We start from the raw sequence: 14,472 nt of genomic DNA on the forward strand, positions 1-14,472 counted from the left end.
AGACCCCGCAACAGATGCACGTGCAGTGCCCATTTACCAGACAACATCTTATGTTTTCCATAATTCCGCCCATGCGGCAGCCAGATTTGGCCTGGCAGATGCCGGCAATATTTACGGCAGATTGACAAACTCCACCCAGGATGTACTGGAAAAGAGACTGGCAGCCCTGGAAGGCGGCGTAGCAGCCTTGGCGCTGGCATCCGGCGCAGCGGCTATTTCTTACACCATTCAGGCACTGGCAGAAGCCGGTGAACATATCGTCGCCCAGAAAACGATCTATGGCGGCAGCTATAATCTGCTGGCTCATACACTGCCTCGCTATGGCATCACAACAACATTCGTAGATGCCCATGATCTGGCAGAAGTAGAAGGTGCAATTCAGGAAAATACAAAAGCAATCTATCTGGAAACTCTTGGCAACCCCAACAGTGATATCCCCGATATTGATGCCATTGCAGAAATCGCTCATAAGCATGGCCTTCCACTGGTTATCGATAATACATTTGGTACACCTTATCTGATCCGCCCCATCGAACACGGCGCAGATATCGTTGTTCATTCCGCAACAAAATTCATTGGCGGCCATGGCACAACACTGGGCGGCATCATCGTAGATTCCGGCAAATTCGACTGGAAGGCAAGCGGTAAATATGCACCCATCGCAGAAGCAAACCCCAGCTACCACGGTGTATCCTTTGTAGATGCAGCAGGCCCCGCGGCCTTTGTCACTTATGTAAGAGCGATCCTGCTGAGAGACACAGGCGCAACGATCTCTCCTTTTAATGCATTCCTGCTGCTGCAGGGCGTGGAAACATTGTCCTTGAGACTGGATCGCCATGCAGAAAATACAAAGAAGGTCATCGAATTCTTGGCAAATCATCCTCAGGTAGAAAATGTGAACCATCCTTCTCTGCCTGAACATCCCGACCATGCCCTGTATGAAAAATACTTCCCTAATGGCGGCGCAAGCATCTTTACATTCGAAATCAAGGGTGGTCAGGAAGAAGCGCATAAATTTATCGATAATCTGAAACTGTTCTCCCTGCTGGCAAACGTTGCTGACGTAAAGAGCCTGGTTATCCATCCCGCAACAACAACACATTCCCAGCTGACAGAAGAAGAGCTGCTGGACCAGGGCATCAAACCCAACACCATCCGCTTGTCCATTGGTACAGAACATATCGACGACATCATCGCAGACCTGCAGGGCGGCTTTGATGCAGTAAAATAAGAGCAAACAGGAAAGAAGGGATGGTATCATGGCGCAAAGAACCTATGGAAAAGAATTTGGATTCCAGACAAGGGCTGTTCATACAGGGAATGATGTGGATCGTGAAAGCGGAGCTATCAAGCGCCCCATTACAATGGCAAATAGCTATGAGCTGCCCTATGATCCGACTGCGATGAACTGGTCAAGCGCGGCAGGAAATCTTTATACAAGAAATGGCGGCACAAATCAGAAATATTTACAGGAAAAGCTGGCATCCCTGGAAGGCGGGGAGGACTGTATCGTCCTCTCCAGCGGGGTGGCTGCACTGTCCGGATTGTTTTTCGCATTGCTGGAAAGCGGCGATCATGTTGTATTTTCCAGCGTCACCTATATTGCAGTTTATCGTCTGCTGAATGAGCTATTCAATAAAAAATTTCATGTGGAAACGACTATCGTGGATGTATCCGATCTGGAAGCAGTGAAAGCGGCCATTCGACCAAATACAAAGCTGATCCATATTGAGACCCCCGGGAACCCCACCCTTGCTATTTCCGATATTCAGGAGCTGGCAAAGATCGCCCATGAAAGAGGTATCCTGCTTTCTGTGGATAATACCTTTGCTTCTCCCTATAATCAGAGACCCATCGAGCTTGGTGCCGATTTTGTTATCGAAAGTTTGACGAAATATATCAATGGCCATGGGGATTCCATGGGCGGTGCGATTATTGGGAAAACAAAGGCTCTGGATATTATTCGCGCCCAGTCCCAGATCAATCTGGGCGGCACGATCAGTCCTTTCAACGCATGGCTCATCATGCGTGGGTCGGTGACGCTTCCCCTTCGTATGCGGCAGCATAATGAAAATGCACAAAAAGTGGCAGAATGGCTGGAAAAACAGCCCTGTGTCAGCTTTGTATCCTATCCGGGCCTGAAAAGTCACAAAGGACACGAAATTGCCAAGAAACAAATGTCTCCTGGTTTTGGCGGCGTGTTGTCCTTTGGGTTGAAGGCCGATCATGATACCCATAATCGATTTGTCAGCCAGCTGAAGGTCATCACATCGGCGGTTTCACTGGGCCATGATGAAAGCCTGATCGTTTTTCTTGGTGAGGACGATGAGCGTCAGTATCTGTATCCGGAAGAATTCCATAATGGATTTTTCAGATTCAGTGTTGGGATCGAGGATGCGGAAGACATTATCCATGACCTGGAGCAGGCATTGCAGAGCGTAGGACTGCTTTGAGAAGAAAGCAGGAAAAGAAATTTACAAAAAACAGAATTTCTATTGAAAAGCGCGGATTAACGCGCTAAAAAATCAGCAAAAATTTCATAAGATAAACCGTTGAAGCGAAGATAACGGCAATGAGGCCTTTACAGAGAGCCATGTTGCTGAGAGTCTGGTGAGAAGTTTAAAAGTTGCTTTTCTGAGTAATATGTGCTATCCTTTATTCGTTATATATGTTTGCGATTGGGCAAATGTTTCTACAGACTACCGGAATAGTTAACTATAACGACATTATTTTATTGCATGCAACGGTCAGTCTTTTTTGGAATCTTATGCAGCTGTTTCGTTGGGTGAGCTTGGCGAAACAGCTTTTTTTCGTTGTATGTGTGTTTGCGAAACAAGGAGGACGGAAGATGAAGTATGATGTGATCATTATTGGCGCAGGTCCAGGGGGTATTTTTTCTGCATATGAGCTGACAAAGCTGAACCCCGCGCTGAAGGTGGCAGTATTTGAAGCAGGACATTCTCTGGAAAAACGGCACTGTCCCATCGATGGGGATAAGATCAAAAGCTGTATCCACTGCAAGAGCTGTTCCATCATGAGCGGCTTTGGCGGCGCAGGTGCTTTTTCCGATGGCAAATATAACATTACGAATGATTTTGGCGGCACACTGTATGAATACATTGGCAAAAAACAGGCATTGGATCTGATGCATTATGTAGATGATATCAATATGCGCTACGGCGGCGAGGGCACAAAGCTGTACTCTACTGCAGGCACAAAATTCAAAAAACTCTGTATCCAGAATGACCTGCATCTCTTGGATGCTTCCGTGCGCCATCTGGGCACGGACATCAACTATATCGTTCTGGAAAATCTGTATACAGAACTGAAGGATAAAGTAACTTTCTTCTTTGATACACCTGTGGAAACTGTTGTGTCCATCGAAGGCGGCTATGAAGTAAAATGTGCAGATGCGGCCTACAGCTGTGAAAAATGCGTGATCTCCGTTGGCCGTATCGGCAGCAAATGGATGGAACGGGTATGTAAGGAAATGAATATTTCCACAAAGTCTAACCGTGTGGATCTGGGTGTGCGCGTAGAGCTGCCTGCGGAAGTTTTTTCTCACCTGACAGATGAGCTTTATGAAAGCAAGATTGTTTACCGTACCCAAAAATACGGCGATTTGGTGCGTACCTTCTGCATGAACCCTAAAGGCGCTGTGGTAAATGAAAATACAAACGGCATCGTTACGGTAAATGGTCACAGCTATGAAGACCCCGCAAAGCAGACAGAGAATACAAACTTCGCACTGCTGGTATCCAAGCATTTTTCTGAACCCTTCAAGGATTCCAATGGCTATGGCGAAAGCATTGCCCGTCTGAGTAATATGCTGGGCGGCGGTGTGATTATGCAGCGTTTTGGTGATCTGATCCGCGGACGCAGAAGTACACCCAACCGTATGGGTGATTCCTTTATGACACCTACCCTCAACGCAACACCCGGTGATCTGAGCCTGGTATTGCCTAAGAGAATCCTGGATGGTATCATCGAAATGATCTATGCGCTAGATAAGATTGCTCCCGGTACTGCCAATGATGATACACTGCTGTATGGCGTGGAAGTAAAATTCTATAACATGGAAGTAGCTGTGGATGAAAAACTGGAAACAGCCTATGAGGGTCTGTATATCATTGGTGATGGCAGCGGTATCACCCATTCCCTGTCTCATGCTTCTGCCAGCGGGGTTTATGTTGCAAGAAATATCATCGGCAGAGCATGATCGTTCCGGTGATCGAGCTTCATTTTAAATATATAATTACAAAAAAATACAGCCGGATGATATATCCGGCTGTTTTTCTTTTGTGTTTTATATGCTCTTTGGTAGTTCAGGTTTATTCTTCTGTATGCTTTTCTGCGTAATTCTTGCCTGCACGGAGGATGCCGAAGAAATAGATAGCAGACAATACACCGGCAATGATGTAAGAGGTATGCAGAGACAGACCGAAGCCGATCTTCTGGCTCAGCAGGAAGGAAGAAATGATGAACAGATAGAAGGTGCCAGGGATCAGGGAGATCAGAGGTGCAAATTTAGGAGCACCTTTCTTTGCGCCCAGATAAATGCTGATGGCTGCAAAGGCAAATACGGCGATGGTCTGGTTTGCCCATGCGAAGTATCTCCAAAGGATATTGAAACCTTCTGCGTTCATTTTTGCATAGACCAGAATGAAGATAACGGGGATGAAGAGTCCCAGTGTAACAAGAACACGGTTTTTCTTTGCTTTCTGATCGATATGCAGATAATCAGCGACCATCAAACGGCAGGAACGAAGGGCTGTATCACCGGAAGTGATGGGAAGCACGATAACGCCCAGGATAGCAACGATACCGCCAACGGGGCCCAGAATATCTCTTGCTACTTCACCAACGACTGCAGTTGCGCCGCTGACGGAGCCTGCATTGTAGATACCCATTGCAGCTGCTGCCCAGATCATAGCGATCAGGCCTTCCAGAATCATCATCCAATAGAATGTGAATTTACCTTCTTTTTCAGAACGAACACTTCTGCCGATCAGAGTACACTGAGTAGAATGGAAGCCGGATGTGATACCGCAGGCTACTGTTACGAAGAATACAGGGATGAAAGGTGTGCCTGCGCCTGTATTGCCGGCTGCATCCCACATGGGATACATATTGAAGAGACCCTTGAAGCCGCCGGAAAGATCCAGATTTGTCAGTTCATAGCCTTTTACGAAGATACCGCCGAAAACGCCCACTGCGGAAAGCAGCAGAATCGCACCAAAAATAGGATAAATACGACCGATGATCTTATCGATAGGGAACAGTGTAGCCGTCAGGTAATAAGCAAGGATCACTGCATAAATGACCCATGTCCAGATGTTGACGCTATCCAGACCAACGATCTGTCCCGCGAAAAGGTCGCCGGGGGTATATGTAAATACGGCGCCAACCAACAGCATCAGGAAGCAAAGAAAAATATTGTAAACATGATATACTTTGTTGCCAAGGAATTTACGCATGATACCGGGCATCTGGGCGCCATCCTGTCTCAGTGACATCATGCCGCTGAGGTAGTCGTGGGTCGCACCGCTGATGACACAGCCGATGGGGATGGTGATAAATGCGATGGGACCGAAGAGAATGCCCTGGATAGGCCCAAAGATGGGGCCTGTGCCGGCAATATTCAGCAGGTTGATCAGAGCATTTTTGTATTTGCTCATAGGAACATAATCTACGCCGTCTTCATATTTGAGGGCGGGGGTCTGTCTGTCATCGGGCTTGAAAAGGCCTTCAACAAATTTTCCGTATAAAAAACCGCCGATTAATAGAATCGCTAACCCAATTAAAAACGTTGTCATAAAATTTAACCTCCTCTTTGGCTCTTTCTGTGCGCTTCAGAAAGAGTATTTTTTATCTGAATTTTATATCGGAATCATCCTGAGCTCATTTTATGGAGCAGAAATGTATTTTTCAAGGGGACTTTTGTGTTTTTGGTGTTTTTTTCAGGGGATTCTAAAATTTGTTCTGTTTTATCAGTTTTTGTTTCGATTTTTTGTTCAAAATTGAAATCACGTTAATATTTTTTATTGTAACTTCTTTTTTTGATCGAATTTATTAAAAAAACAAATAAAAAAGCGCGTTTTTTTTAATATTTGGAGCGTAATTTAAAATATTCGCCAGGGTTTATTTGCCTGACTTATATGATTTATCAGGAATATGATGTAAAAAATTGAATTTCGCAGAAATCAAAAAAATGGGTTGTTAAATTTTACCATTCGTTTTATTTTAAATTATTTGTGCAATTTTACTTTTGTTTTTCAAAAAGCACTTAAATCAGAACAAGAGATAAGGAGAGTTGAATAAAACTATAAGAAAAATATATGGATAATGATATAAAATTCTATTGAAATGAAAATGGCGTAAAATTATAATTGGATAAAATAGAGGGAGGCGGAAGTATGCGGAATAAGCAAGTGAACGTGATCTATAAAACCATCCAGTCGGCTTTACTCGACAAGGATTTTTTAAAACGCGCATCCCTGAAGAAAAAGGATGCGGCGGCTCTGCTGGAAAAGAAGAACTGGCTTTCGGGCATCGATGCTGCTTTAAATAGGAAGGAAGTTTCCTGCGGTGCAGTACTTTCTTTATGTGAAAATGCGATGCTAAGCATTGCGGGGAAAACTCCCGGGAAAGGCTGGCTGCCCTATATATATGACTATATTATCAAAGGTATCTATGGCGGCAGAGGAGATATTATATTGGGAGAAATTCCCGAAGGTGCTGTTCTGCTTTATCTGGAGGTTCTGCGGATCTTCCTCAGAGAGGAAAAGGAACACCTTCCCCATGAGCGGACGCGGGATTTTGCCTTTGCCACAGCAGAGGAACTGACGAACAGCCCTTATCTGGAACAGTACATTCGCTTTTTGACAGCCTTCCAACAGGAATATGTCTATGAACTGATGCGCATTGGCAGAGAAGTGATGCCCTTTGATACACTGGCCCATGTGGCCGGGGTGCATCATATAGCCATGCACGTAGGCAGGCAGTTGGCAAAGGCGGGCGTTCCCGTAGACCTGGGTCTGCTTTCCGGGTCGGCTGCGGGCCATGATATCGGTAAATACGGCTGCAGGGATATAGAGATGAAACGAATCCCCTATCTGCATTATTACTATACGGACCTTTGGTTCCGCAGCCATGGGCTGTCGGAGATCGGCTCTATTGCCGCCAACCATTCTACCTGGGATCTGGAACTGGAAAATCTGCCTGTCGAATCTTTGATCCTCATTTACGCGGATTTTCGGGTGAAAAATAACGGCTATCAGAATGGCAAAGAAATCATGGGGTTCTTTTCTCTGGAGGATTCCTTCCGCGTTATCCTGGAGAAACTGGACAATGTGGATGATGCCAAGGAAAAACGCTATCGCCATGTGTATTCCCGCCTGCAGGATTTTGAAGCATACATGGAGAGCCTTGGGGTGAATACAGACCTGACGAAAGAAAGCCTGACGCCTGTTTCCGAAAAGGAACCGGCCCTGCTGACCATTGGCGAAACCGTGGATGTTTTCAAAAACATGGCGGTAGAGCACAATATCCGACTGATGTATAAGCTGAGCAGAGATGTTTCCTTCGGGGAGACCCTGGAAGCAGCCAGAAGTACGCGGGATTGGAAAGATTCCCGCGCCTATTTGAATATTTTTTCTGAATACCATACCTATATGAGCCAGAAGCAGAAGCAGATGGTATGCGCCTTCCTGTATGAACTGATGATCCACAGAGAAGGGGACATCCGCCGACAGGCGGCAGACCTTCTGGGGATGTTGATTGCCCGTTATGATATCGAATATGCCAAGGAGCTGCCTGCAGGAGCAGTTCTGGTGCTGGATGAGGTGGACAGCTTTGCCCTTTGGGGAAAATATCTGGAGCTGATCATCAACCCTGACCATAAAATGACAGACCGTCATCGCCGCTGGCTGGGCTATGGTCTGAAAAGGGTCGTGCATACGCTGGCGGAAAACTGCCGCAGAAAGGACGGGGAAAAATATATTTCCCTTCTGCTGGCCTATTATGAAAAGACCGACTGGGCAGAGGAGACTGCCTTTATTCTGATCGATACCATGGAATATATCCTCCGACAGGAGCTTTCCGAAGCGGGCAGAAAGAGGCTGCTTTCCTTCCTGAAGGCTTATGCCTGTCATCCCCATCCGGAGATCCGCGGGGCAGTCTTGCTGGTGCTGAAACGGATGGAATTTGCAGGATTCGAAGAAGAGATCCTTTCCATCGCTGCCTCTGTTCCCACAGAGGGGAATACTTCTCTGGAATTTTTGCAGTATTGCATCGCAGAAAGGCTACGTGGACTGGAACGGTTCCGTTATCTTCCTGCAGAGCGTATCTGGGAAGCAGAAGCGGTCGTTTCCGATATTTTCCTGGATAACCTGAAGGCGGCAACGCCCTGGAAACTGAAGATCATCCATATCGAATTGTTGTATGAACGCATCCGCAGGGGCAAGTCCATGCCAAAACTGCATGCAGCAGCCCATCTTTCCAATTTGCTGAAGGTCAGCGAACAAGTGACGGTGCGCCACTTCGCAGGGGAGACGCTGGTGCGCCTGGCCCCCTTCCTTTCCTGGGATCAGCTGAATGAAGTCACCATCGAATTGATGAAGGGGCTGGAGATCGGCGCTTTTGAATTTTCGAAATATATTCCTGAATATCTGGGCAGATTCGTTATGTATCTGCATCCCAGAGAGCTGGACGAATTCCTGCTGGATCTGCATCGCCTGCTCATCAGTACCAATGACCGCGTAGCCAGCGTTGCTCTGGATACTCTCGGCGTGATGCTACGCAGCTATGGAGATTATAAAGAGCGCTTTGGCGAAACGGAAGAAATCTATCAGACACGAAAAAAACAGATGCTGGGCATGCTCCTGCGGGGCTGCTCCAGCTATCAGGAAAATGTTAGCCGAGAGGCCTTTTATGTGGCAGGCCATGAATTATTTGCCGCGGAAGGTCTTTCCATGGAGGAGAAAAAAGAGTTCTTTGCTATCCTCAGCAAGAAGCTGGTGACCCTGTCCGCAGGGCATGAAAAATCGGAACTGACCTTTTTCAATGACACCATGACCTGGAACCATATCTATCGTTTCCTCAGCGGATATCTTTTCGAAAAAGGCGGCTTCTCCTTCGAAGAGCCGAAGAAAGTAGCATTTTTCCCCGGCACCTATGATCCTTTCTCCCTGGGACACAAGGAGATCGCCAGAGAGATTCGGGATATGGGTTTCATCGTTTATCTGGCATTGGATGAATTTTCTTGGTCGAAAAAGACGCAGCCCCATTTGGTGCGTCGGAAAATCATGGAAATTTCCGTTGCCAATGAGGAAAATATCTACCTTTTCCCGGAAAATATCCCTGTGAATATTGCAAATCCTATCGATCTGAGACGGCTGCGGGCATTGTTCCCCGGCAAGGAGGTCTATATGGTGGCAGGCAGTGATGTGGTACAGAATGCATCCTCTTATCGGCTGCCGCCTGTGGCAGATTCCATCCAGACCTTCCCCCATATTCTTTTCCGCAGAGAAAGCGCAGAGCAGATCGGGGAAAAAATCGAAAACGCCTATAGCTGTATCCAGAATGAAGTGGTGGAGCTGAAGCTGCCTGCCTATTTTGAGGATATTTCCTCCACCCGCATCCGTGAAAACATTGACCACAATCGAGATATTTCCAATCTCATCGACCCTGTGGCGCAGAATTATATCTATAAATATAGTCTCTATCTCAGAGAACCCCAGTATAAGCAGCTGCTGAAAACAAAAGCGGTGGAGATCGGTCATTATCAGGGCGTGGAGGGGGCAGAGATCCTGCGAAACAGCATAGAAGCAGGAGCGGCAGAGCTGCTTCGTTCCGCGCTGACGGAAGCCGGCAGCCGTATGACGGTGGTGTTCGATTATGAGGGGCAAGGACGTCCCGATGCGATCATCATCTATCGCCAGCTGGCCACAACGGAACTTTATGGTGAATTTGGCGATATGGATACCGCGGCTTATATTCGAGAGCATACCTCCGGCAGGATCGTTCTGCTGACGGCCTGCTGGACAAGACAGGATTCTAAGATAGATGGTCTTTGTCAGGTCATTTTGACAGAAGCTCTGGCGAAATGCCTTGAGGAAGATTTTACCTATGCCATCTTTAGTCCCATCAGCGGCAAAATGGAGCGGAAGCACAGGGATGTCCTGCTGCGTCAGGGCTTTGTTCCGCTGGAACATCGGGGGGAACGGGAGATTTTCGTTGTGGATATGAAAAATCCGATTACCCTTTACCATAATATGCAGACCGCCCTGAAGGAGCCTTTCAACGGCAATGAACGGGTGTTGCGGACATTGAAGGAATCCCATCATCGCCTGCAGAAGGCATTGACAAAGCTTTACCCCGGCGAACTGGTCATTTCCTTTGATGCAGGCATCCTGCAGAATCAGCTCATCCAACGTATCACAAAAGCAAACCATGTACCCAAGGAGACCCTTCCCGTCCGCGCTCTGGGCGAGAAGATGTGCGTGCCCTTTGGCAAGATATTGAAAGGCATCATCATTCCCAATACTGTGACGAAAATGCTCCATACAGAAAAGGCCTTCCGTCCGAATATCCGTTCCTTCCGCATCAAGGAATTCCCCCAGTATCTGCCTTTGGATTGCCAGGTGCGAACCATCAAATCCTTCCGCAGACCGGTCATTCTGGTGGACGATCTGCTCCATAAGGGCTACCGCATCCGGGAATTAGATCCCATCTTCAAGCAGGAAGAGGTAGAGATCGACCGCATTATCGTGGGTGTTCTTTCCGGCAGGGGCAGAGACTTGATGGAAATTCAGGGAAGAAAAGCAGAAAGCGTGTATTTTATTCCCTCTCTGCGGGCCTGGTTCACGGAGACATCTATGTATCCCTTCATCGGCGGGGACAGCGTAGAGCGGGGCGGGGAACAGCAGGGCAACCTTCTGCCTTCCGTCAATCTGGAGCTGCCCTATGTAATGCCCGGATTCATCCAGGATGCCCCCAGGGAAGCTATTTATGATCTGTCGATGACATGCTTGCAAAATACAAAAGAAATTTTACAGGTGTTGGAAGAGGAATATCAGCGCATCTTTGAGTGCAGTTTAACACTGGGGAGACTGAATGAAGCTGTTATCTCTCCCAGATGTCCCGATGAGGGCAGCTGCATGCATTATGAAGAACATCTTTCTGCATCGGTCTATATGATGAATGATATCGAGCGGCTCATCCGTTTGCAGCATTTTGTGAAATGAAGATACGAGGAGGAATGGATATGAAAGTCGAAACGTGGAAAAATGGCATACTCGTTCCTGTAGAACGCCCGGCGGAGGGTGCGAAAGGCCATTGCCGCCTGACCCATTTGGGGCAGATGGCAGAAGAGGAAGACCTTCGTTGGCTGGACAGCAATGCTTTGGAGAAAAGGGCGGCGATGCTTTCCGCCGCGGAAAAAGCCGCGATTGCAGAAGCCATCGGCAAAGGGCAGGCGACCCTGGTAAACCTTTCCTATGATACCTTGGAAGAATGGAAAAAACGGCTGGAAAAAGAACAGAAACCGAAAAAGAAGGTACATCTCTTGGCCTTGGGAGATGTGGGCAGCACCGTTCTGATGGCGCTGAAGCTTTTGGGCGGCGACTGTATCTCCCAAATCGGCATTTATGATATGAATGAAGCGGTCTGTAAACGGTGGGAAAGTGAGCTGAATCAGGCAGCTTATCCCTGGGAGTATGACAAATTGCCCGAAGTAGTCATTCTGAAGGAAGAGGAGCTTTTTGATTGCGATGTATTCATCTTCTGCGCCTCCAAGGGCATCCCTCCTGTTGGCTCGGAAGTAAAGGATGTTCGTATGGCCCAATATGAAGCCAATAAGGGCATTGTTTCCATCTTTGCCAAAAAAGCAAGAATAGAAAAATACGAAGGGCTTTTCGCAGTGGTTTCCGACCCTGTAGACCCCCTTTGCAAGGCGGCTTTTCTGGCTTCCAATGCAGACGAAGCAGGACAGTTTGATGGCAAAGGCCTGCGGCCGGAACAGGTGCAGGGCTATGGCCTGGGCGTGATGAACGCCCGTGCGGCTTATTACGCAAAGCAGGACGAACGATTTGCATCCTTCCTGACGGAGGGCAGAGCCTTTGGCCCCCATGGGGAAGACTTGGTTATCGCCAACAGCATCGAGCATTACGACGATGCCCTGTCCAAAGAACTTTCCCGCCTGGCCATCGAAGCCAACCTGCGTACCAGAGAGCTGGGTTTCAAGCCCTATGTGGCACCCGCCATTTCCTCTGCGGCAATTTCTATCCTGCTGACCCTTCGTGGGGAGTGGCACTATAGCTCCAATTTCCTGGGCGGTGTTTACATGGGCTGCAAAAACCGCACCACAGAATTGGGGCTGGAGATGGAAGCTCTGCCTTTGCCCGCAGCATTATATTCCCGTATCGAAAAAGCATATCAAGGTCTGGAGGCGATCTTATGAAAGGAAAACTAACACTGGTCTATCCTCAATGCGCCGACGCAAAGCGTACAGAACGACTGAATGCTTTGCTGGATGAGATTTTGAAAGAATACGAATATACAGTCATCAAATATGCAGAGGAATTCGTTCCCCTGAAAAATCAGAAGATCTTGTTCGCCATCCCTCTGGGTATTTCCGGCATCAATCTGGAATATTTCCACTTTCTGAAGATCCTCCGTACCCATTCGGATATGCTGAAAGGCAGCGTGGGCGGCATCATTGTCGATGGGGAAAGCGAACTCTATACCAAATCCGTTGCCCGGGAATTTATGTTCACGGCAAATCAGGCGGGCTGTTCTTTCCCCGGCAGAGCCATGGTAGAGGGGACAGAATCTCTCCAGAATTTCAATATACAGGCCATGCGCCTGGAAACAGATAACCTGACGGCCTACCATATCGCTGCAAAGGAAATGCTGGAACGGGTCATGGCATTTCAGCCCAGGCCCAAGAAAAAAACCAATATCCTCGTCCTACATGCCAGCAATTTCAAGACATCCAACACTTCCGAGCTTTGGAACATGGTAAAGGAAAATCTTCACGACTGCGAGATTGAGGAAATTTCCCTGAGAAACGGCACCATACAGGATTGCAGCGGTTGCCCTTATCGCATGTGTATGCACTACAGCGAAAAATCCAGCTGCTATTATGGCGGGGTCATTGCGGAACAGGTCTATCCTGCCATCCTCAAATGCGATGCTCTGGTGCTTCTTTGCCCGAATTATAATGATGCCCTCAGTGCCAATATCACGGCTTTCATCAATCGCCTGACGGCATTATTCCGAAAGACGGCTTTCTATGAAAAAACAGTCTATGCCATTGTGGTTTCCGGATACAGCGGCGGGAATATCGTGGCAGAACAGGTCATCAGTGCCCTCAGCATGAATAAGACCTTCCGTTTGCCTGCCTACTTTTCCATGGTGGAAACGGCAAATGATCCTATGAGTATATTGAAGGTGGACGGCATCGAGGAAAGAGCCCATGCTTTCGCAGATAACATGATGCACGTTCTGGTGCAATAAAGATGATACAAAAAAGCTCCCAAATTTCGGGAGCCTTTTTGCTTTATCCACTTATGGTTTTATATTTTGTAAAGGAGAAGATAAGATGTGGATAATATTAGAGGGAGTACATCTTGATAATATCCTCTGCAATCTTTCGTTTGGTGATACAGCGATCCATAGCCTGTTTTTCGATATAATGATGGGCGTCTGGCTCGCTCAGCTTTAATTCGCTGATGAGGAGCCATTTGGCACGGTTGATGACGCGGATGTCGTCAATCTTCTTTTCGATGGCAAGGGTCTCATTTTTGAATCGACGCAGATGCTCTCTTGCGCTGCCCATCCAGGAAAGGGCCTGGGCGATGGCTGCTTTGGAGGTAGGCTTTGCCAGGGTGAAGATGCCCTGTTCTGTCACTTCATCATAAATCTCAGGTAGAAGGGTCTGCTTTACGAAGAGCAGGACCACGGATTCTTTTCTTTTGGCGGCATCGATGGCAAAAAGCTTGCCCGATGCATCAGATAATGGTGTATCAACGATGATGAAATCAAACTGTTTCGTTCCGAGGGCCTTTTTAGCCGCATTTACGGTATAAACGGAGCAGACGGGCGCATCATCGGGAAGGGGGAGCAGAGACTTCAGAACAGCATGAAATGTTGCAGATGATGACAGGATCAGAACACTGTATATTCGTTCTTTCATGGTCACCCCTCCTTTTGGTTCTTCGCTGGGAATAATGGGGAAAGGCGTCATTTTGGTGCAGAAACTGCACGAAAATGAACGCCTTTGCTCATTACTTAAAGTATAGCTTCTGATGTAATTTTTGTAAATTCAGAATTTATGATAGCTCATCTCAGAAATACTTATAGTGTGTATTATTGACAAATGTCTTTGATGGGTGTATGATGCAGTGCATAAAGGCAATGGCGTCTTTGAGGTTCATACCATCAAAGGCGCTTTTCTCTTTATGAACATAT

8 protein-coding genes and 1 riboswitch are annotated in these 14,472 nt (G+C 47.3%); of the genes, 6 read left to right on the forward strand and 2 right to left on the reverse strand.

What is annotated here, in order from left to right:
- The 3 genes from IJ369_RS07190 to IJ369_RS07200 form a co-directional block, all read left to right on the forward strand.
- A partial coding sequence (locus IJ369_RS07190; RefSeq protein ID WP_290717641.1) for an O-acetylhomoserine aminocarboxypropyltransferase/cysteine synthase family protein occupies positions 1–1,231 on the forward strand: 1,231 nt, incomplete at its 5' end.
- A 28-nt stretch (positions 1,232–1,259) separates the two neighbouring features.
- Complete coding sequence (locus IJ369_RS07195) at positions 1,260–2,453, forward strand: trans-sulfuration enzyme family protein (RefSeq protein WP_290717642.1); 1,194 nt, start codon at positions 1,260–1,262, stop codon at positions 2,451–2,453.
- Positions 2,454–2,642: 189 nt separating this feature from the next.
- Positions 2,643–2,738: riboswitch (purine riboswitch) on the forward strand.
- Between the two features lie 110 nt (positions 2,739–2,848).
- A complete protein-coding gene (locus tag IJ369_RS07200) occupies positions 2,849–4,219 on the forward strand; it encodes an NAD(P)/FAD-dependent oxidoreductase (protein WP_290717643.1) in 1,371 nt (456 codons plus the stop codon).
- A 112-nt stretch (positions 4,220–4,331) separates the two neighbouring features.
- On the opposite strand, the gene IJ369_RS07205 is transcribed toward IJ369_RS07200, so the two are convergent.
- Positions 4,332–5,816, reverse strand: coding sequence for a carbon starvation CstA family protein (locus IJ369_RS07205; RefSeq protein WP_290717644.1), 1,485 nt, complete (start codon positions 5,814–5,816; stop codon positions 4,332–4,334).
- A 600-nt stretch (positions 5,817–6,416) separates the two neighbouring features.
- On the opposite strand from IJ369_RS07205, the gene IJ369_RS07210 reads away from it, so the two are divergent.
- From IJ369_RS07210 to IJ369_RS07220, 3 genes are read left to right on the forward strand one after another with little or no spacing between them, the layout of a single operon-like run.
- A complete protein-coding gene (locus IJ369_RS07210; protein WP_290717645.1) occupies positions 6,417–11,246 on the forward strand; it encodes a nicotinate-nicotinamide nucleotide adenylyltransferase in 4,830 nt (1,609 codons plus the stop codon).
- A gap of 20 nt (positions 11,247–11,266) precedes the next feature.
- Positions 11,267–12,460 (forward strand): lactate dehydrogenase, encoded by a 1,194-nt coding sequence (locus IJ369_RS07215; protein WP_290717646.1) that lies wholly within the window; start codon positions 11,267–11,269, stop codon positions 12,458–12,460.
- A complete protein-coding gene (locus IJ369_RS07220; RefSeq protein WP_290717647.1) occupies positions 12,457–13,518 on the forward strand; it encodes a flavodoxin family protein in 1,062 nt (353 codons plus the stop codon). The genes IJ369_RS07215 and IJ369_RS07220 overlap by 4 nt, the downstream gene beginning before the upstream one ends.
- A gap of 97 nt (positions 13,519–13,615) precedes the next feature.
- Here IJ369_RS07220 and IJ369_RS07225 read toward each other — a convergent pair whose 3' ends face one another.
- Complete coding sequence (locus tag IJ369_RS07225; RefSeq protein WP_330612969.1) at positions 13,616–14,197, reverse strand: ANTAR domain-containing response regulator; 582 nt, start codon at positions 14,195–14,197, stop codon at positions 13,616–13,618.
- Positions 14,198–14,472: the final 275 nt, after the last annotated feature.

Origin of the sequence: Anaerotignum sp. (assembly GCF_017483025.1) — a bacterium.
In the GTDB taxonomy this organism is placed as follows: Bacteria; Bacillota; Clostridia; order Lachnospirales; family Anaerotignaceae; genus Anaerotignum_A.

Excerpts from the sequence above, each read along its gene's own strand:
- IJ369_RS07210 (WP_290717645.1), top strand. The coding sequence starts at position 6,417 with ATGCGGAATAAGCAAGTGAACGTGATCTATAAAACCATCCAGTCGGCT.
- IJ369_RS07200 (WP_290717643.1), top strand. The coding sequence starts at position 2,849 with ATGAAGTATGATGTGATCATTATTGGCGCAGGTCCAGGGGGTATTTTT.
- IJ369_RS07195 (WP_290717642.1), top strand. The coding sequence starts at position 1,260 with ATGGCGCAAAGAACCTATGGAAAAGAATTTGGATTCCAGACAAGGGCT.
- IJ369_RS07220 (WP_290717647.1), top strand. The coding sequence starts at position 12,457 with ATGAAAGGAAAACTAACACTGGTCTATCCTCAATGCGCCGACGCAAAG.
- IJ369_RS07215 (WP_290717646.1), top strand. The coding sequence starts at position 11,267 with ATGAAAGTCGAAACGTGGAAAAATGGCATACTCGTTCCTGTAGAACGC.
- IJ369_RS07205 (WP_290717644.1), bottom strand. The coding sequence starts at position 5,816 with ATGACAACGTTTTTAATTGGGTTAGCGATTCTATTAATCGGCGGTTTT.
- IJ369_RS07225 (WP_330612969.1), bottom strand. The coding sequence starts at position 14,197 with ATGAAAGAACGAATATACAGTGTTCTGATCCTGTCATCATCTGCAACA.